17 protein-coding genes, 1 tRNA gene and 1 pseudogene are annotated in these 20,422 nt (G+C 61.2%); 17 read left to right on the plus strand and 2 right to left on the minus strand.

The genetic code is table 11. The features are described from left to right. The first annotated feature begins 127 nt into the window (after positions 1-127). Together adh and R0J92_RS19630 are read left to right on the plus strand one after the other, a co-directional pair. Positions 128-1,651 (plus strand): aldehyde dehydrogenase, encoded by a 1,524-nt coding sequence (adh, locus tag R0J92_RS19625; RefSeq protein ID WP_411052841.1) that lies wholly within the window; start codon positions 128-130, stop codon positions 1,649-1,651. Between the two features lie 526 nt (positions 1,652-2,177). Then, entirely contained in the window at positions 2,178-4,022 is a 1,845-nt protein-coding gene (locus R0J92_RS19630) for a TniQ family protein (RefSeq protein WP_411052842.1), read from the plus strand. 153 nt (positions 4,023-4,175) lie between these two features. Here the strand turns inward: R0J92_RS19630 and R0J92_RS19635 are convergent. Further along, positions 4,176-4,253, minus strand: a tRNA-Arg gene (locus tag R0J92_RS19635). Between the two features lie 206 nt (positions 4,254-4,459). Between R0J92_RS19635 and R0J92_RS19640 the strand changes: the two are divergent. Then, a pseudogene (locus R0J92_RS19640) lies at positions 4,460-5,352 on the plus strand (IS5 family transposase); the annotation flags it as partial. A 540-nt stretch (positions 5,353-5,892) separates the two neighbouring features. Here R0J92_RS19640 and R0J92_RS19645 read toward each other — a convergent pair. Then, positions 5,893-6,945, minus strand: coding sequence for an ester cyclase (locus tag R0J92_RS19645; RefSeq protein ID WP_411052843.1), 1,053 nt, complete (start codon positions 6,943-6,945; stop codon positions 5,893-5,895). Positions 6,946-7,105: 160 nt separating this feature from the next. Here R0J92_RS19645 and R0J92_RS19650 point away from each other — a divergent pair, with 160 nt between their 5' ends. From R0J92_RS19650 to R0J92_RS19715, 14 genes are all read left to right on the plus strand, one after another. Continuing rightward, positions 7,106-8,152, plus strand: a complete 1,047-nt coding sequence (locus R0J92_RS19650) for an ABC transporter ATP-binding protein (protein ID WP_411052844.1) — start codon at positions 7,106-7,108, stop codon at positions 8,150-8,152. Between the two features lie 71 nt (positions 8,153-8,223). Beyond that, positions 8,224-9,432, plus strand: a complete 1,209-nt coding sequence (locus tag R0J92_RS19655) for an ABC transporter substrate-binding protein (RefSeq protein WP_411052845.1) — start codon at positions 8,224-8,226, stop codon at positions 9,430-9,432. A gap of 84 nt (positions 9,433-9,516) precedes the next feature. Then, a complete protein-coding gene (locus R0J92_RS19660; RefSeq protein ID WP_317385500.1) occupies positions 9,517-10,539 on the plus strand; it encodes a sugar ABC transporter permease in 1,023 nt (340 codons plus the stop codon). 1 nt (position 10,540) lies between these two features. Beyond that, positions 10,541-11,695, plus strand: a complete 1,155-nt coding sequence (locus tag R0J92_RS19665; RefSeq protein WP_411052846.1) for a carbohydrate ABC transporter permease — start codon at positions 10,541-10,543, stop codon at positions 11,693-11,695. Between the two features lie 121 nt (positions 11,696-11,816). Then, entirely contained in the window at positions 11,817-12,368 is a 552-nt protein-coding gene (locus R0J92_RS19670; RefSeq protein WP_411052847.1) for an ester cyclase, read from the plus strand. 5 nt (positions 12,369-12,373) lie between these two features. Further along, positions 12,374-13,705 (plus strand): histidinol dehydrogenase, encoded by a 1,332-nt coding sequence (hisD, locus tag R0J92_RS19675; protein WP_411052848.1) that lies wholly within the window; start codon positions 12,374-12,376, stop codon positions 13,703-13,705. Positions 13,706-13,777: 72 nt separating this feature from the next. Beyond that, positions 13,778-14,827, plus strand: coding sequence for an ester cyclase (locus R0J92_RS19680; RefSeq protein ID WP_411052849.1), 1,050 nt, complete (start codon positions 13,778-13,780; stop codon positions 14,825-14,827). Next, the gene (locus R0J92_RS19685; protein ID WP_411052850.1) at positions 14,827-15,591 is read left to right on the plus strand and encodes an SDR family NAD(P)-dependent oxidoreductase; all 765 of its coding nucleotides are present in this window, start codon (positions 14,827-14,829) and stop codon (positions 15,589-15,591) included. The genes R0J92_RS19680 and R0J92_RS19685 overlap by 1 nt, the downstream gene beginning before the upstream one ends. Then, positions 15,591-16,625: a LacI family DNA-binding transcriptional regulator gene (locus tag R0J92_RS19690; protein ID WP_411052851.1), complete on the plus strand. Its 1,035-nt coding sequence runs from the start codon at positions 15,591-15,593 to the stop codon at positions 16,623-16,625. Before R0J92_RS19685 ends, R0J92_RS19690 begins: the two co-directional genes overlap by 1 nt. Before the next feature lie 5 nt (positions 16,626-16,630). Beyond that, on the plus strand, positions 16,631-17,620 hold the full coding sequence (locus tag R0J92_RS19695) for an ester cyclase (protein WP_411052852.1): 990 nt from the start codon (positions 16,631-16,633) through the stop codon (positions 17,618-17,620). Positions 17,621-17,622: 2 nt separating this feature from the next. Further along, complete coding sequence (locus R0J92_RS19700) at positions 17,623-17,745, plus strand: hypothetical protein (RefSeq protein ID WP_279327916.1); 123 nt, start codon at positions 17,623-17,625, stop codon at positions 17,743-17,745. Positions 17,746-17,778: 33 nt separating this feature from the next. After that, positions 17,779-18,744, plus strand: coding sequence for a cupin domain-containing protein (locus tag R0J92_RS19705; protein WP_411052853.1), 966 nt, complete (start codon positions 17,779-17,781; stop codon positions 18,742-18,744). A gap of 64 nt (positions 18,745-18,808) precedes the next feature. After that, on the plus strand, positions 18,809-19,504 hold the full coding sequence (locus R0J92_RS19710) for an alpha/beta fold hydrolase (RefSeq protein WP_411052854.1): 696 nt from the start codon (positions 18,809-18,811) through the stop codon (positions 19,502-19,504). Continuing rightward, entirely contained in the window at positions 19,501-20,196 is a 696-nt protein-coding gene (locus R0J92_RS19715; protein WP_411052855.1) for an RraA family protein, read from the plus strand. The genes R0J92_RS19710 and R0J92_RS19715 overlap by 4 nt, the downstream gene beginning before the upstream one ends. Positions 20,197-20,422: the final 226 nt, after the last annotated feature.

Raw genomic sequence — 20,422 nt, forward strand, 5'->3', positions numbered from 1 at the left:
GAAACTGTCTCAGGGATGAGACACATCACCCACTCTTTCTGTTGTGCCCTACTGACGGATGCGAAAGCCCTCGTCAGGTTATGCCTCAGCCCAGGTGGAGGGCTTGGGCATTCAGGAGGAAAAAATAATGAAAGATCTCGCACATACTGAGTCTGGGACATACACGTCTCCGTTCAAAACAAAGTATGACAACTTTATCGGCGGCAAATTCGTGCCACCTGTGAACGGACGCTACTTTGAAAACGTCACACCGATTACCGGCGAAAAAATCAACGACATCGCCCGCTCCGATGCCGATGACGTCAATCTGGCATTGGACGCAGCGCATGAGGCGAAAGCCGCGTGGGGCGCGACGTCGACAACCGAGCGTGCAAACATTTTGCTGAAGGTCGCAGACGCGATTGAGGACAACCTCGAGCTGCTGGCTCAAGCCGAAACATGGGACAACGGCAAGCCGATCCGCGAAACGATGGCCGCGGACATTCCGCTTGCCGCAGACCATTTCCGCTATTTTGCGAGTGTGCTGCGTGGGCAAGAAGGCTCAATGAGCGAAATTGATGCCGATACTGTGGCCTATCACTACCATGAACCGCTGGGCGTCGTCGGCCAGATCATTCCATGGAACTTCTCAATTCTGATGGCCGCGTGGAAACTCGCGCCAGCACTGGCTGCGGGCAACTGCGTGTTGATGAAACCGGCGGAACAAACACCGGCTGCGATTATGGTCTTGGCAGAGCTGATCAATGACCTGCTTCCGGCGGGTGTGCTGAACATCGTCAACGGTTATGGCGCGGAAGTTGGCGCGGCATTGGCCACGTCAAAGCGTATCGCGAAGATCGCGTTCACAGGGTCCACGGCGACAGGTCGCACTATCATGCAAGCCGCGACCGAGAACCTGATCCCCGTCACGCTTGAGCTGGGCGGCAAAAGCCCCAACGTCTTCTTCTCCGATATCATGCGCGAAGACGATGCGTTCTTTGATAAGGCGATCGAGGGCTTCGTTCTGTTCGCCTTCAATCAGGGCGAAGTTTGCACCTGCCCGTCACGCGCCTTGGTGCAGGAAGACATCTACGAGGCCTTCATGGAGCGCGTCATCGAACGTGTGAAAGCGATCAAGCACGGTGATCCACGTGACCCTGAAACGATGGTTGGCGCCCAAGCCAGTACCGCCCAGCAAGAGAAAATCCTGTCTTACTTCACCATTGGCCGTGAAGAAGGCGCTGAAGTTCTTATTGGCGGTGCAGCTGCGGAGTTTGGTGGCGAATTGTCAGGCGGTAACTACATCCAGCCGACGATTTTTAAAGGCGACAATTCCATGCGCGTCTTTCAGGAAGAAATCTTTGGCCCGGTCGTTTCGGTTACAACCTTCAAGGACGAAGCAGAAGCCTTGGCAATTGCGAACGATACGATGTACGGCCTTGGTGCTGGCGTTTGGTCGCGGGATATGAATACCTGCTACCGTATGGGCCGTGCAATCGAAGCAGGCCGTGTTTGGGTGAATAACTATCACGCTTATCCAGCGCACGCGGCCTTTGGAGGTTACAAACAATCCGGCATCGGACGCGAAAACCACAAGATGATGTTGGACCACTATCAGCAGACCAAGAACATGCTGGTCAGCTACAACCCCAACAAACTTGGGTTCTTCTAGGTTAACGAAGAAGGCTCCCGTGCTTGTGCGCGGGAGCCAACCAAGACCGCGATAATCAAACCAGACATAACCCAAAGGTCTGTGTTCGTCGAAATACCATAGCGATCTCAATACCGCCGACGGCGCCCCAAAAAACTCGTTACCGATTTTCGCGGCATTGCGTGTTTTCGAACGAATTTCGCCGAATACACAGTTACGAGTTGATACCGGCTGTTGGACCGAATGGATCAAAATTCAGCTAAGTCCGCGCAACGGACCTTGGCGCAGGAAAAATGCTGCACAATGCACGGATGGCCGGTTTGGTGAAGCTGCACCGCGGAGATCGGTCAGGGACTTAACGGCAGAACTGGGCCGTTCACGTCGGTAGCATCCCTACCGGGCCCCGGCTTTGCACATGTCTCATCCGCGTTTGCGGCGAATGGCGACTTCGCTTCCGATCCTGAAACGGCTATGGAACCGCGTATCAAAACACATGGAGCATCTGAGCGCTTAGGAGGTGTACTTGCTGAGGAAACTTGCCCTTACGGTGGAGCCCGTTGACCGCGAGACGCTCCCGTCGCTGTTTTCGCGCATGGCAATCCTGAATGGAACCGACGCTGCCAACTTCGCCCTCGATCTCGGTACCACCTTTCGGCGTATCCTGGAGCAGGACGAAGAGGCGGTCGCGATTTTTGCAGAACGCGCAGGGCTGTCGGCCACGCAGCTCGCCGAAATGCTCTCATGGACAGGTGAACGCATCGGAGACGTCCGGATGCGATTTCGGCAGGAAGTCTTTGTCTCGCGGGCCCTACGAAACCCGATCATTCGGGGCTGTCCACTTTGCATGCGTGAGCATGCAGCCGATCAGCCCCATCCATTGCGGCACATTGCCCTGCGGGGCGACTGGCTTTGCAGAGGTGTTGATATCTGCCACCAGCACCACCATCCGCTGGTTCCCTTGTGGTCCAGCTCGCGCCCCATCGAACGGGATGACATTGGAGCGAGATTGGCGGAAATCCTGCCAGACCTGCGAGCAGGATCATTCGACCGCATGTGCTTTGATCCTACCGACTATGACCTTTGGCTTGATAAGCGTCTATCGCAGGGTATCGCTGCGGACAAAACATGGCTGGCCTCACAGCCGGTGTTTCCGACGATCACACTCTGTGAGTTCATAGGTGCAGCCTTGCTGCGCACACAAGGCGAGGCCTCGGACGATCGGCGCGCCAAGGCCAAGGGCTTTGTCTTCGTCTCGCAAGGCCCTGACGGGATCCGAGCAGCTCTGGACATCCTTATGCGATCACAGGACGGTGGCCACTTCGTGACGCAGGGCGAATTGGGTCCGCTCTTCAAACATCTCAAGGGCATCTATCTTGATGACGATGCCTTTGAGGGCTTTCGCGGGATCCTTCGTGACTACTTTCTGGAAATATGGCCCTTGGCGCCAGGTGATGACCTCCTCGGGCAGATCGTCCCAGAGCGGCGTCTCCACTCCCTTACAACAGCATCCAAGGAAACAGGCATCGGCCCGGCTGTTCTGGATGATTTCTTGACAGAAGCGGGCGCGTTTGCGCCCAGTGACGCGCGTGCCGATGCCCGCAAGACCTTTGATGCGAAAACCTGGCAGCACATTCTTGATGAAATCCCGACATTGGTCGGTCCGATTGCGCTGCGACGTGCAATCGGCGCAACGCTGGCCGAACTGAACGGGTTGAAGGCTAATGGTGTCCTCGTCCCAAGGACCAACGTCCCAACAATCAAATCGCCTTGGCGGATTGCGGATGGCCAAGCTCTTCTTGAGGAGCTGGAGGCGTATGCGCAGGCGGTTGCCCCAGAGGATCTAGGGTGGGAGACGATCCAACTCGTTCACAAGCGGCTGGACCTTCCTGTTGGCGAGATCATTGCGGCCATCCGGACGGGAGCTTTGCGCCTTGGTCAGCGTCCTGATGTGTTCGGTTACCACGTGCTTGTGGTGGAAATTACCGACGCTGCTGCGTTCAAAGCAAAGGCCGCACCGAAGCGTAAGCCATCGACCAACCAGGGAGCGGTGACCGCAGCGGCCTTCGCTCGGACGGCGGGTATTCGGGGGAAAGGTCAATTCCTGGCTCTGATCGAAGGTGGTTGCACGCCTGCGATGTTGGTTTTGAATCCCACGACCAAGCGTCGGGAATGGCGAATGAGCCGCGACGACATCGCTGCGTTTGAAGCCAGCTACACGACACCAACGATTCTGTTGGCCGAAACCGGTGCGCATTGGAACACAATTCGGGGTGTTCTCCAGAGCGATGGGGTCCAGCCGTTCCGACCGAACGGCTTGGATCTCGGACCGGTCTATCTTCGGACCGAAGTTGAACCGGTTGTGGCACTCTTGAAAACTCAGCGCGAAAAGTAACGGTCAAGCACCAATCATGCTAAAAAACGATTATATTTCAGCGCACTATAAGAAATCGCCACTATGGCACCCCATAGCCACTTGACAGGGGGTGTGCATAAAAACCGCTAAAACGTGCAAGCTTATGCTTCATTGGCACAAACTGAAAACGATTGGCGAGCCGTGGAGGATTCGAACCCCCGACCTGAGAATTAGAAGTTCCCTGCTCTAATCCAGCTGAGCTAACGGCCCGTTCTAGGTTCGGCTGTATCAGTCAAAGGTCTCATCTTGTCAACTTGGTAGAATGCCGAATACCATTTCGCAATCACCAAACCACAACAAGATTGAACAGCTACTTCGAGCATCACAATACCTTGTCGCGCAAAGGAGCGAGGGTTTCACCTTGTGAAGCCAATGAAGTAGCTGGAAGACATAGGCCGTCCTCAGAAGACGGTCTACAAACAAACAACTGGCAAAGCGATAATCAGGCGCCAAGACAGCGCGGATCGCTGACCGACTGGTTTGATCCCTCGATGCAGTGGGAAGCCATTTAATCGGGGCATTGCGGCCGTCAGAAGCCTATAGCGACGCTGAGATCCAGGCCTGTGTCACCCTCAGCGCCCTCGTAGGGCTGCCCATCGGCCAAGCGACCGGTTTCGTGGCGAGCCTGCTCGAACTATCCGGGCTTGGCTGGTCCATGCAGGACTGCAGCTCTCTGTAACGTCGCCGGAAGACCTTGAACGTGACCATCCCGCATCGCGACTCCAATGAGCAGCTGCACCTGCTCGCGGACAGCACCGGCATCAAGGTGGAAGGCGAGAGCGAGTGGCAAACGCGCAAGCATGGCGGCTCGAAACGAAGAGCCTGGCGCAAGATCCCCTTCGAGTTTGATACGGAAACGCTGGAGATCCGGGCGTTCGAGGTCACCTCCAGCAACGCCGGCGACGCGCCGATGCTGCCGGGTCTGCTTGCCTAGCTCCCCCGGGATCAGGAGGTCGCCACCGTTACAGCCGACGGTGCCTACGACACGCGGGCTTGCCACGCCGCCGTCACCAACCGCGGTGCGGCAGCAATCATTCCGCCCGGCCGCAGCGCGAGGCCCTGGAAGCCCGGCACTACAGGAGCCCGAGCACGCACCGAGATCCTGCGGACGTCAAAGCATCTTGGTCAAGATCTGGAGCGGCTACCATCGACGAAGCAGGGTTGAGGCGAAAATGAACTGCGTGAAGCTGCTCTGGCAGAGGCTGAGGTCCGCGACTTCGGCCGCCAGGTTGCCGAAGTTTAGATCCGTGCGGCAGCCATGAACCGCTTCACTGCCCTCGGCATCCCGGTCACCGTGGCCCGGGGTTGAGTGTGTCCAGGGAAGGGGAAACTTCGATCATCAGCAGACTTTTGCAACGGCGCCGCATCACGAGACTGTTTTAGCTGTCCCTCATATCTCAAGATCCCTTTCACCACACATCCCGTTCTGACTGGTCCAAACATCGCCCCCAGCCGGCTTTGTTGCGCAAATACGGCGAGGGATCCATCTGGCGAACCAAGCCAGGTAGCTGGGCTGACTGACCAGCCCCATCCCTACGCGCCATAAGACCAAGAACTGGCCGAGCGGCAACCAAGCACTGAAGCCGCGCAGCTCCTTGAAGATCTGGTTTAGACAGAACATGGCACGAGGGCCGCTGCCAACCGGCAAGCGTGGCCGACAGCCACGGTATACTGATGTCGCGCTTAGGGCATGCCTTACGGTGAAGTTCTCTTGGCATGCCCCTCAACTGGATGACCGGGTTCGTGAAGCGCTTTTTGCGCCAGGCCGGGGTAGAAGTAGTGTCACGTTTCACTAGGCTGAGCAGGCGTTTTGAAAGGTTGAGCACTGACGTCCGACAGCTACTCCGACCTAAGTATTCAGGTCGCCTTGCGGCACGTGAAAGGTACTCATGGCCGGGCTGCCGATTTGACGCATACGCTCCAAGATATCGACGCCCTGCTGCTTCCAGAAATGCAGCAGGTCGATGAACACCCAGTTCTCCGCCAGCTTGTCACCATCCCGTCGATAAATATCAATGACCCGGAATTCACCCGGCTTACCCGTGGCGGGCATTCCCATAAAGCCACCGCTCGGAACAGCCGTAAAATTGGGCCAACCGAAGAACCCGCCAAAATTCCCCTCGCCAATCCGGCAGATGTGTTGGGTTTTGGAACGCTCCGTAAACCCGGCGCGGAAGGGGCCGGAGTGCTGTTTGGCGTAGCGTTCGATCGTGTAGGTGGCGCCGATCCCTGCTGGTCCCCACCACAGCATGTCATCGTGCCAGGTGCGCGCCAGCTCCTCTTCCAACGGCAGCGCGCCCTGCCAGGTACCAAGGTCGGTCACCATCCGCTGGATCAGGTCCAACGTTTGCTCACCCGCAGCGGAATCTTGCGCGTCAAACATCACGCCATCGTGGGTCTGTGGCCCCGGTTGAACCTGGTGGCTGGCGGTTTGCGGCGGAAAGGGCTGTAGCCCGGCCTGCATCATCAGATGCGGAATATCGAAATACATCGCCGTCTCGGTGATCTGCTCCCCTTCGACGCGGTGAAAGGCGCAGTAGCGCAAGAACACCAGCTTCCCCGTCGGCGCGATATTGAGCCAAGGGCGATCAAACAGCCCCATCAGATGCCCCATCGAGCAGACCCAGATCCCGCCTGGGTCCGAATAATAGTTCTCGCCCGCCATAAACACATCCAGCCGCCGCTGCATGCGGGTCAGCGCGCCTCTGAGTGGCTGCCAGAACGCTTGCGCCACCGCTTCTGGCCCTGAGATTTCATCAAAGGGGTGATAGCCGCGCCACAAGAGATTCGGGCTGCAATGCCGTGCCATCATCGCCGGAATCTCAGCAACTTCGGCCATATCGAGGTCATTATAGAACGACCGAACCAATTGTTTGGCATGCTGTAGTTGTGTCTTTTTCATCAAATTTCATACCCTTAGAGAGATGCCCTAGCGGAGCCCTTCGACCTTTTTGCAAGCGCTTGCAAAAATACCTTGCCAGATGACACATCCTATCGCTACCCTTTTTGCAAGCGCTTGCAATTGTGACAAAGCGCAGCGCCATCAGACGCGGGGAGTATCAATGGCTGAAATCCAACTGCGCAATATCGGCAAGCGCTGGGGCAGCTTTGTCGGAGTGAAAAACTTCGACCTGACCATAGCCGATCGCGAATTTCTTGTGCTGCTTGGCCCCTCTGGCTGCGGCAAGACCACCACCATGCGGATGATCGCAGGGCTGGAGGACGTCACCGAGGGCGACATCCTGATCGACGGCAAGGTCGTGAACGATCTGGAGCCCAAGGACCGTGACGTGGCGATGGTGTTCCAATCCTATGCGCTTTATCCGAACCTCAATGTTTATGAAAACATCCGCTTCCCGCTGAAGGTGCGCGGTGTCGATCCCGCGACCCATGACGAGAAGGTGCGCCGCGCCTCCGCCATGGTCGAACTGGATGACTTCCTACATCGCAAACCGGCGGAACTGTCCGGTGGCCAGCGTCAGCGCGTCGCCCTGGCCCGCGCCATCGTGCGCGAACCCAATGTGTTCCTGATGGATGAGCCGCTGTCCAATCTGGACGCCAAGCTGCGCGTCTCCACCCGCGCCCAGATCAAGAACCTCAGCCACGAACTGGCCGTCACCACGATCTACGTCACCCATGACCAGATCGAGGCGATGACTCTGGCCGACCGGGTGGTGGTGATGAAAAAAGGCGTGGTGCAGCAGGTGGGCTCGCCCACGGAAATCTACGACCACCCGGCCAATACCTTTGTCGCCAGCTTCATCGGCTCGCCCGCAATGAACCTGATGGAAGGCACCGTCACCGGCGGGACCTTCCGCGCAAAACACGTGGAAATTACCGGCCTTGATGCCAAGGACGGCCCGCTGACGCTCGGTTTCCGCGCCGAGGATGCCAGCCTCGCCCCCGAGGGTCAGGGCCAGATCACCGCGCCGATCTACACGCTGGAGCTGTTGGGCGATGCCACGATGATCTCTGTCCGCGTCGGTGGGGCACTCGTCTCGGTCAAGGCCGACAAGACCTTCCGCGCCGAAATCGGCGACCCGGTGAGCTTTAGCGTGCCGCCCGCGATCTGCCACCTGTTTGATGCCGAAACCGGCGAGCGCGCCTGACCCATTCCAGAACAGACCGGGACAACCCGGCAGACCTCAACCCAACAGGAACCCCACAGGGAGCCAACTTCATGACACTCAAGACCATCCTGATGGCAGGGGCGCTGTCCCTTGCAGGCGCTGCGGCTTCGGCCTCCTGCGCGTTTGAAAACACCGTGCCGCTCAAATCCCTCACCGCCGGGTTCGAGGCCTGGAAAGCCGCGACCGATGCCATGGCGGAATGCGGCAACTTCTCCGCCTCGCTCGACCAGGAGTTCAAGGAAAAGCAACCCGAAGCCTTTGCCGCCAACCCGGCTCTTTATCAGATCGGCGGCGTTGCGAACGAGACGCTGATCCCGCTGTTGAACGCCGGCACCATCCGCCCGCTGGATGATCTGGTGGCGAAGTACGGGGAAAACCTGACGCCGAACCAGCTGATCAAGATTGACGGCGAAATCATGGCGATTGCCATGATGGTGAACGCCCAGCACCTGATGTACCGGCAGGACATCCTGACTGATCTCGGCATCGAAGAGCCGAAGACCTATGCCGATGTCCTCGCCGCCGCCGAGAAGATCAAGGCCGCAGGCGTCGTCGATTACCCGCTGGGGGGCACCTTCAAGACCGGCTGGAATCTGGCGCAGGAATTCGTCAACATGTACCTCGGCGAGGGCGGCAATTTTGTCGACGCCGACAACAACCCCACCATCAACACGCCCGAAGGCATCAAGGCGCTGGAAACCCTGAAGGCGATGACCGCCTATATGGACCCGGAATATCTGGTGTCGGACTCCACCTACGTGCAGCAGCAGTTCCAGCAGGGCAAGATCGCCATGGCCAACCTCTGGGCTAGCCGCGCCGCCGCGATGGAAGACGCTGCCGAAAGCCAGGTCGTGGGCAAGGTCAAGATGGCCTCCGCCCCGATGGGCGCTGCCGCGCCTGCGACCTCGCTGTGGTGGGATGGCGTCGTGCTGGCCGCCAACATGAGCGATGAGCAGGCCGAGGCCGCCTTCAAGGTGGTGATGGAGGGTATGGACACCGAAATGGTGCAGGCCAACAACGACGCGGCCGTCTGGTTGGTGCCCGGCTATGAGGCCGGACCGCTGGCCGCCGGGGCCGCCGCCTCTGCCGCCAATGGCGCCCGCCCTTACCCGGCCTCCACCGCGCTTGGCATCCTGCATTCCGCCCTCGGAAACGGGCTGTCGGCCTATCTGACCGGCGCCAAGGATGCGGAAACCACGCTGGCCGACATCGAGGCGAACTATATCACCGCCGCCAAGGAAGCGGGCCTCCTGGAATAACTCCCCTCTCCTCGTCGACCTCGGGGGAGGACGCGCCCTCCCCCCTTTTCCCCACCCCTACGGAACCATGAGAAAGGCAGAGACATGAATTTCCGCACCTTTGCCGCCTTTGTCGGCCCCTCTGTCTTTATGATGCTTCTGTTCATCGCCTTTCCACTGATCAGCGTGTTTGTGCAGAGCTTTTACGTGACCCAAACCGTCTATGAGGTGGTCGAGGTCGAAACCTGCACCCCCGGCTTCTTGACGCAGACCTGCACTACAGAGAAGACCTCCGTACCGGTCGTCGGAGAGGACGGTCACGTCCTGACCACCACCGAATTTGTCGGCCTGCAAAGCTACGCCAACGTGCTGGAGCTGGGACGTGCGTGGGATGCGCTGAAATCCGGTAGCTGGTCGGCCTTTCAGACCATCGACTTCTGGAAGGCGCTGCGCTTTACGCTGACCTTCACCCTCATCACCCTGCCGCTGAACATCGGCCTCGGCCTCGGCATTGCGCTGATGATCAACAATGCAGCCAAAGCGGTGCGTGGGCCGGTGATCTTCATCTCGCTTCTGCCTTTTATCATCACGCCGGTGATCGGCGCGCTGTCGATCAACTGGCTGTTTCGCGGCGACGGCATCCTGACAGCAGCGATGGAATGGTACTCGGGCCGCGATATTGCCATGTTCGCCCAAGCCTGGACCATCGAACTACTGATGATGCTCTACCGGGTCTGGCACGTCGCGCCCTTTGCCGCGATTGTCCTTTATGCCGGCCTTCAGACCGTGAATTCCGACAGTCTGGAAAGCGCTGTGATCGACGGGGCCTCGCGCTGGCAGCGGCTACGCTACATCGTGATCCCACATCTGATGCCGCTGATCATCTTTGTGTCGATGATCCACCTGATGGACGCCTATCGCGTGTTCGAAGAGGTCGTCGGCTTCTCCAGCCAGGGTCACGTGATCTCGCTGCAATGGCTCACCTACGATTTCCTGGTGCCGGATCAGGCGGGCAACCGCTCCATCAGCCGGGCCTCCGCCAGCGCCATGCTGACCATGATCGGCATCACGCTCCTGCTCATCGCTCCCCTGCGCCGCACCTGGCGCGATCATAAAGGAGGCCACTGACATGTCGTCCCGTGCCATGCGCCAGCCCCTCAGCCTGCGCCTGACCTCCAACGGCCTCCTGATCCTGTGGTGCGTCATCGCCGCCTTCCCGATCTTCTGGATCACGGTGATGAGCTTCAAGACACCGGTGGATGCCTTTGATGCGAACGCGCTCAATGTGATCTTCGGCCCCGAAACCCGCGCCAAGGGGCATGGCGTGTCGCTCCTCGACATCTGCCTCCTGGGGCTTGCGCTCTGGGGTCTGTGGCGGGGGGCGGCTCGGCTGCTGCCCTCGATGGTCAGGAGCTACGCCCCCGCGGGCGCGGTCTGGCTGGGCTGGCTCATTGGTGCGGCTGCTTTTGGTCTGGTCGCGCTTGTCACGCTGTTTGGCCTTTTGCCCGTGCTTTCGAACGCGCTGAACCCGGTGCTTGGGGCCTTTGGGGCGGATGTGATTGGTCTGACGACCGAGCACTACAAAACCGTCTGGATCGACCGGGGCTTTTCCAACAACTTCCAGAACTCGCTGGTGGTGACCGCAGGCGTCGTGACCGTGTCACTCACCGTGGGCACGCTTGCGGGCTATGGTCTGGCGCGGTCTGGCTCAACGCTGGCCTTCTGGATCTTGATCGTCGCGCTGGTGTTCCGCGCCCTGCCCCATTCGGTGCTGGTGGCGGGCTATCTGCCGGTGTTTATCAACTCGTCCGAATGGCTGGCACCGATCCTCGGGGAGAACGCGCCGACTCTCTATGGCAAGCCGATGGCGGTGATCGCGGTGCTGGTGGCGATCAATCAGCCCTTCACCATCTGGATGCTGCGGTCGTTCTTCCAGAACATCCCCGCCGAACTGGACGAGGCCGCGCGGGTCGATGGCTGCAACCATTTCCAGGCCTTTCGCAGGGTCATCATGCCGGTGATGTGGCCAGGGGTCATTACTACGGGGTTGTTCTCTTTCCTCTTGGCTTATAACGACTTTCTGGTGACCTCGCTCCTGCTCGATGCGCAGAACCAGACCATGGTTCCGGCCATTGCGGGCATGTTCAACCGCGAGACCACCACCACCGATCAGGTGGTCGCCGTTGCCGCCGCCGTGTCGATCACCGCGCCCCTGTTCATCCTGGTGATGGTGTTCCAGCGCCAGATCGTCTCTGGCCTGACAGCAGGGGCGGTCAAAGGATGAGCTGCGCCTTTCGCCATACGGCCAGCGCCCGCCACCCGGCGCTGAACCGCCTGCCACGGGATTTTCTGTCCGCCGCGCGCCTGCCGCTGCCCTTTGACAGATCCCACACAGGAGTGACCTCATGAAAGGTTCCCGCCCCGAACAGGCCGTGCTGACCCGCGACACGGATATGACCAAGACCGACGAGACCCGCGCCGTAATTGAGGCCATGGTCGACGGTCTCAACGACCACCGCATTGCCGACATCGGCGAGTTCTTTGCAGAAAACTTCCGCTGGCTCGGCAATCAGGGCTGCGGCACCAAGACCGGCCTGCAGGAATTTCAGGACAATTGGCAGCGCCCCTTTCAGGCGGCGTTTTCCGACAAGACCTGCATCGACGAGGCGCGCCTCTATATGGGCGAATGGGCGGCCGCCTTTGGCCGTCAGGAAGCGACCCACTCGGGCGCGTTCCTCGGCATTCCCGCCACCGGCAAGCGGGTCGAGATCCGCTATATGGACTTCTGGAAAGTCCAGGACGGCAAGATCGTCGACAACTGGGTGAATGTGGATTTCGCCCATGTGGCAGCGCAGCTCGGTGTGGATCTCTTCAACGGCCACGGCTGGGAAGCCTATGACCGCGGCGAAAAGACCCCGCCGCACCCCGACACTCCGCGTACCGACAACCAAGGATAAGAGCCATGGCAATCACCTATCTCAAACGCGGCAAATCCGACGCCGCCCGCGCCGAAGACAACGCCAAGACCCGCACCACGGTGGAGGCCACCCTTGCCGATATCGAGGCCCGCGGCGACGCCGCCGTGCGCGACCTCAGCGAGAAATTCGACGGCTACGCGCCCGAGAGCTTTCGCCTCAGCCAGGCGCAGATCGACACCTTGATCGGTGAGCTGACCGAGCGCGAGATTGCCGACATCAAGTTCGCGCAGGAGCAGGTCGTGGCCTTTGCCAAGGCGCAGCGCGCGTCCATGCTGGACATAGAGGTGGAAACCCTGCCCGGCGTGATCCTCGGCCACAAGAACATCCCGGTGCAATCGGTGGGCTGCTACGTGCCGGGGGGCAAGTTCCCCATGGTGGCCTCGGCCCATATGTCGGTCGCCACCGCCAAGGTTGCCGACGTGCCGCGCATCGTCGCCTGCACGCCACCGTTCAAGGGCAAGCCGAACCCCGCCGTGGTCGCCGCGATGCATTTTGGCGGCGCCGATGAGATCCATATCCTCGGCGGCATTCAGGCGGTCGGTGCCATGGCGCTCGGCACCGAGAGCATCGAGGCGGTTCATATGCTGGTCGGTCCCGGCAATGCCTTTGTGGCGGAGGCCAAGCGGCAACTCTTTGGCCGCGTCGGCATTGATCTCTTTGCCGGTCCCACCGAAACCATGGTGATCGCCGACGAGACCGCCGCCGATCCTGAGCTCTGCGCCACCGATCTTTTGGGGCAGGCCGAACACGGCTATAACTCGCCCGCCGTTCTGGTCACGAATTCACGCGCCTTGGCCGAGGGCACGCTGGAGGAGATCGACCGGCTGCTGAAGATCCTGCCCACCGCCGACACCGCGCGGGTCTCCTGGGAGGATTATGGCGAGGTGATCCTTTGTGAAACCTACGAGGAGATGCGCGAGATCGCCGACGAGATCGCCTCGGAACATGTTCAGGTGATGACCGACCGCGACGACTGGTTCCTTGAGAAGATGACCTGCTATGGCGCGCTGTTCCTGGGGCCACGCACCAATGTCGCCAATGGCGACAAGGTGATCGGCACCAACCACACGCTGCCGACGCTGAAGGCGGGGCGCTACACCGGGGGGCTCTGGGTTGGGAAGTTTCTGAAAACCCACAGCTATCAGAAGGTACTGACCGATGAGGCAGCCACATTGGTGGGCGAATACGGCTCGCGCCTCTGCATGCTCGAGGGTTTTGTGGGCCATGCCGAACAATGCAACATCCGAGTGCGCCGCTATGGCGGGGTGAATGTGCCCTATGGCGCGGCGGCCCCCTATCGCGAGGCGGCGGAATAAAAAGGGGGCGCTGCCCCCGGCCCCGTTGGGGGCCTCCCCCGAGGTATTTTTGAAAAGATGAAGGCAAGAGCCATGGATGTTCATACGCAGAACAAGGCGCTGATCGCGCCGCTTCGGGCGGCAATGTATGATTTTGACGAAGCGGGCGTACGGGCCGCACTTGGATCGGTCTGCACGCCGGATGTGCTGTTTCGGTTCTGCCACCCGTTTGGGGATCTCACCGGGGTGGAGGCCTTTTATGACGCGGTCTATGCGGGTCTCTTCAAGGCCTGGCCGGATCTGGAACGTCGCGACACCATCGTGATCGCCGGGCCGGATGAATTTGGCAACGACTGGGTGGGCGCAGGTGGGTATTATACCGGGGTCTTTACCGCACCCTGGCTCGATATTCCGCCAACCGGTCATCAGGTCACGCTGCGGTTTCACGAGTTTTATCGCTTTGTCGACGGCAAAGTGGTGGAGGTACAGGCGCTCTGGGACATTCCCGAGGTGATGATGCAGGCCAACGCCTGGCCGATGGCGCCCTCGCTGGGGCGCGAATGGCATGTGCCGGGGCCTGCGACGCAGGACGGGTTGGTGCCGGGGCCTTATGATACCGAGAAGGGTGCGGCCACCTGTCAGCACATCATCGACATGCTGGAGCATCTGAAGAAGCACCCCGCCCAGGGTGGCCCCGAAGTGATGGAGATGGAGCGATTCTGGCATCCGCGGATGAATTGGTACGGGCCGTCGGGCATTGGCACCGGGCGCGGCATCGCGGGGTTTCGCAACTGGCATCAGATCCCGTTTCTGAACGGCATGCCGGATCGCGGCCAGTATGTGGATGAGATCAACTATCATTTCTTTGGCGATGGCGACTATGCCGCCGTCACCGGCTGGCCGAACATGATCCAGACCGTCACCCATGACGGTTGGCTGGGGATCGCGCCGGCGGGCAGGAAGATCACCATGCGCAGTCTGGATTTCTGGCGGCTGGAGAACGGCAAGATCCGGGAAAACTGGGTTCTGGTCGATCTGCTGGATGCCTATGCGCAACTTGGCGTTGACGTCTTTGCCCGGCTGCGTGAGTTCAACAAGGCACGCAATCTTGCGCCGATCAATATCCCGAATGGAATGAGCTGATGACCGACCTGCCCCGCCTCCCGTCCTTTGATCTCACTGGCAAACGCGCGCTGGTGACCGGTGCCTCCTCCGGCATCGGGCAGGGCTGCGCGGTCGCGCTGGCGGGTGCCGGGGCGCATGTGGTCTGTGCGGCGCGCGGGGCGGAGCGGCTGGAGGCGACGGTGGCGGCGATGCAGGCGGCCGGTTACAGCGCCGAAGCGCTGCCGCTGGATCAGGGCGACCTTGTGGCGCTGGAGTCGGCGCTTGACGGCGCGGCCTTTGACGTGGTGGTGAATTCCGCCGGGCTGGCCCGCCATGGCCCCGCGCTGGACACCACGCCCGCGGACTATGATGCGGTGATGGGGGTCAACCTGCGCTCGGCCTATTTCCTGTCGGCTTGGTCGGCGCGGGCGATGATAGCGGCACAAAAGCCCGGATCGATCATCCATATCTCGAGCCAGATGGGCCATGTGGGTGGCATCGACCGCGCCGTCTATTGCGCCAGCAAACACGGGCTGGAGGGCATGGTCAAAGCCATGGCGATCGAATGGGGCAAATCGAACGTCCGCATCAACACGATCTGCCCGACCTTCATCCGCACACCGCTGACGCAGGCCACCTTTGACGACCCCGACCGCGCGGCCTGGATCATGGAGAAGATCAAGCTGCCCCGCGTCGGCGAGGTGGACGACATCATGGGCGCGGTGCTCTATCTGGCCTCGGGCGCGTCGGCCATGGTCACCGGCACCTCGATGCTGATCGACGGCGGCTGGACTGCAGACTGATGAGCGAGAAAGTCACCATCCTCCAGGTTGCCAAGCGCGCGGGCGTCAGCCAATCCGCTGTGAGCCGGTTTTTCACCCCCGGTGCCTCGGTCAGCAAGAAAACCGCCGACAAGGTGCGCATGGCCGCCGAAGACCTCGGCTATCGCCCCAATGTGCTGGCGCGCGCCATGGCCTCGGGGCGGTCGCGCATCATCGGGCTGGTGGTCGCCTATCTGGAAAACTACTTCTACCCCGAAGCACTGGAGAAACTCTCCACCGCCTTGCAGGCCAAGGGCTATCACGTGCTGGTCTTCATGGCCTCGCAGACGGCGGGCAATATCGATCAGGTGATGGAGGAGATCCTCGACCATCAGGTCGACGGGATCATCCTTGCCTCAGTTGCCATGTCCTCGGATATTTCCGCACGGTGTCAGCAGCTTGGCGTTCCGGTGGTGCTGTTCAACCGCGCCCAGGACATCGACGGCATCGCTGCCGTGACCTCGGACAATCGCGCCGGTGGGCGGCGGGTGGCCGAGTTCCTGATGGCAGGCGGGCACCAGCGCATCGCCTATATCGCCGGTTGGGAAGGCGCCTCCACCCAGCGTGACCGCGAGGCGGCCTTTCGCGAGGCCCTTTCCGGGGCCGGGCGGGACCTCTTTGCCCGCGCCGTGGGCAATTTCAGCGTCGAGCAGGCCGAACAGGCCGCCCGCGACATGTTCTCCGTAGCCTCTGGCGAACGCCCCGATGCGGTCTTTGTCGCCAATGACCACATGGCCTTTGCGGTGATGGATGTGCTGAGGTTCGAGCTGGGCCTGCGCATCCCCGAGGATGTCTCGGTCGTGGGCTATGATGACGTCCCGCCGGCCGCGTGGCGCGCCTATAACCTGACCACGATCCGGCAGCGCGCCAATCTCATGGTGGCCGAGACCGTGCGCGCCATGTTCGAACAAATCGACACCCCCGACACTGCCAGCCCCTGCCATGTGCAGATCGAAGCGCCACTGATCCTGCGTGGATCGGCGCGTATACCGGACGACTGGCCCACAGAAGGATAACCCCCATGCAAGGCTTTGATGCGAAATTTCGCGACTTCCCCGACTATATCATCGGCATCACCAAGGAGATCTGGGAAGATCGCGGCATCGCCACATTGCACCGCTACTACAGCGACGACATCGTCGTGCGCTCGCCTGCCTCGGTGGTGGTCGGCAATCAGAATGTGATCGGCGCCACCATGGCCACGCTTGCGGAGTTCCCGGACCGGGAGCTTTTGGGCGAGGATGTGATCTGGTCTGGCACGCCGGAAACCGGCATGCTGTCCTCGCACCGGATCATCTCCACTGCGACCCATACAGGCGACGGGGTCTATGGCAAGGCCACCGGCAAAAAACTCCAGTACCGTATCCTCGCCGACTGTCATGCCATCAACAATCAGATCAACGATGAATGGCTGATCCGCGATCAGGGCGCCATCGTGCGCCAGATGGGCTGGGAGCCCAGGGACTATGCCGCCCAGCTGATCGAGAACGAGGGCGGTGCGGCCAATTGCGTCAAACCCCTGAGCCCGGCCACGGATCGCCCCGGTCCCTACACCGGGCATGGCAACGACAATGAATGGGGCGGCCGCCACGCCGAGATCCTGACCCGGATCATGAATGCCGATATGGCCGCCATCGAAGAGACCTATGATCGCGCCGCTCACGTGGAATATCCCGGCGGTGTCACCGGCCATTCCTTTGGCGCGGTGGACCGCTTCTGGATGGGCCTGCGCGCGGCGTTCCCGAACGCAACCTTCACCATCCATCACCAGATTGGCCGCGAGGATCCGCATATGCCGCCGCGCTCCGCCCTGCGCTGGAGCCTGCATGGCAAGCACGAAGGCTGGGGCGCCTATGGTGTGCCGACCGGGGCCGAGGTCTATATCCTCGGCATTTCCCACGCCGAATTTGGCGCGCTGGTCGGCGGCGACGTGAAGCTGCGCCGCGAATACACGCTGTTTGATGAAACCTCGGTCTGGAAACAGATCCTGATGCAAAGCGGCGCGGAGTGATCGTGCCCGCCTTTGACATGAAACTGGATGCCCGCGAGGCCACCCGGCGGATGCATGCGCATCGCGCCTCGCTGCGGGCGCGTCGGCTGAACCTGCGCCCACCCGGCGCAGGTCTCTCAACCTGACGTATTTCTGTTTCATATCAAAGGATAAACTCCATGAGCACTCTGAATGATCGCATCGTCCGCTATGGCGAACTGCGCCCCTGCAAAACCGCCTTTATCGACGCCCACACTCCGGGGTCGAACCAGAAGGAAAACTTCACCATCATCGGCGGCGGCGTCTCGGAATCCCCCGATCAGCACGTCCACATCCGCGACACCCCCGGGTTCAACATCGGCGCAGCCGGTCAGCCGCCCAACTGCCGCAACTCGCTCCATAGCCACACCACGGCGGAGGTGTTTTTTGTCCTCAAGGGCCGCTGGCGGTTCTTCTGGGGTCGCAATGGCGACGCGGGCGAGTTCATCGCCGAAGAAGGCGATATCTTCAATATCCCCACCGGCATCTTTCGCGGCTTTGAAAACGTCGGCACCGATTACGGAATGATCATGGCGATCCTCGGCGGCGACGATGCCGGGGGCGGAGTCACCTGGGCGCCGCAGGTGATCGAAGAGGCCCGCGCCCATGGGCTCGTGCTGGGCAACAACGGCGTGCTCTACGACACCAAGCAGGGCCAGGAGCTGCCGCACAACGTCCAGCCCATGCCCACCCTGACCGAAGAGCAGATGAAAGACTTCCCCGAAACCCCGGTCGAGGCCGTGGTGCCGCGCTATGTGGCGCGCTACTGGGACCTGATGGCGCTGTCGGGCAGACAGCCCGCCAAGGTGATCGGCACCGATGCGCTCCTGAAGGACAAGCCCGGTTTCGAGGTCGACTTCCTGTCCCGCAACTCGCTGGACGACAGCACGATCACACCCGACAAACACGTCGTGCTGATGCCGATGCGCGGCCACTGGGCGCTGCGGATGGGCGATTTCGACACCGTGCTGAACCCGGGCGATACCTGCCTGTTGAAACCGGGCGAGAGCTACAGCCTTGCGCCCTCGATGACTGGCGAGGCGAGCCTCTACCGCGTGACCGAGACCGACGATCCCGCCGGCGCCACCTGGAGCAGTGCCGCCTGAACGGATCCCTGATCGACTCACGGGCCGCGCCCTGCCGCGCGGCCCCTCCCGAACGGAGGCCGCTATGACTCCCCTCGTATTTCTTCCCGGCATGATGTGCGACGCGCGGCTGTTTGCGCCGCAGATCGCTGCCCTCTCTGCCACGCGCACCGTCACCTGCGCGGCGCTGACCGGTCACGAGACCATGGGGGCGCTGGCCGCAGAGGTGCTGCACCACGCGCCGCCACGCTTTGCCCTTGCAGGCCTGTCGATGGGCGGCATCCTTGCGATGGAAGTGCTGCGCCAGGCCCCCGACCGCGTGGCCGGGCTGGCGCTGCTGGACACCAACCCGCTGGCCGAGGTCCCGGAGGTCAAGGCAAAGCGCGCGCCGCAGATCGAGGCCGCACAGACCGGCGGTCTGGCAGAGCTCATGACCGACATCATGATCCCCAATTACCTCGCCACGCCCGACCCCGCGCATCCGATCTCCGCGCTGTGCCTGGAGATGGCGCTGGCACTGGGGCCGGAGGTCTTTGTGCGCCAGTCGCTGGCGCTGCGCGATCGCCCGGATCAATGCGCAACGCTGCGCTCATTTGCGGGGCCAGCGCTGATCCTCTGCGGCGCGCAGGACCGGCTCTGCTTGGTTGCGCGACACGAGTTGATGCAGGAATTGATGCCGCACAGCCGCCTCGACGTACTGCCCGACTGCGGCCACCTGCCCACCCTTGAAGCCCCCGAACAGACAACGGCGGCACTGGCCCGCTGGCTGGAGAACATATGACACCCGACTTGCTCACCCTGCTGCGGCAGGTGGATACCCCCACCGTCTGCAACGCCATCGAGGTCGCCGAGGGCAAACGCGGCTTTGACGCCTTTACCCGTGGCACCCTGCTGGCCTCCGCCCCGGAGGCCCCGGCCATGGTCGGCTATGCCCGCACCGCCAAGATCGCTGCCGTGGCGCCGCCCGCAGAGCCGCCCGAGGTCATCAAGGCCCGCCGCATGGCCTATTACAAATACATGGCAGAGGCCCCTGCCCCCGCCGTCACCGTGATCGAGGACCTGGACTACCCCAACGCCATCGGCGCCTATTGGGGCGAGATCAACACCACCGTGCACAAGGGCTTTGGCATTTCCGGCGCGCTCACCAATGGCGTCATGCGCGACCTTGGCGACTTGCCCGAGGGCTTTCCAGTGGTTGCAGGCTCTATCGGCCCCAGCCATGGGTTTGTGCATGTGCGCGAGATCGACACACCCGTCGAGATCTTCGGCCTGACTGTCGCCCCCGGTGATCTGATCCACGCAGACCGCCACGGCGCCGTGGTGATCCCGCCTGCGGTGATCCCGATGCTGGCAGAGGCCATATCCAAACTGCTGGAGACTGAGAAGCTGGTGCTGGAGCCCGCAAAAGCCCCCGGTTTCGACTTCGCCACATTCGAAGCCGCCTGGGCCCGGTTCGAGCAGTCGCGAACATGAATGGACAGTCTCCCAAGATCATGCCTCGCAGAGTGTTCGTTTCTGCCACTTTCCGTTCCAAGATGGTTCGCCCACAACTCTGCAGTCGATGGGCGGACACATCATCGAGACGGCTTTGACGCGCAGATCCGTTGAAGAGTGTGTGTCACGGCATTGTTGCAGAACTTGGCCAATCCTGATTCACCCTGAGAATCCGGTGGGTTAAGAGTCGCGCATGAGCAAGCCC

Source organism: Tritonibacter sp. SIMBA_163 (assembly GCF_046535935.1).
GTDB lineage: Bacteria > Pseudomonadota > Alphaproteobacteria > Rhodobacterales > Rhodobacteraceae > Epibacterium > Epibacterium scottomollicae.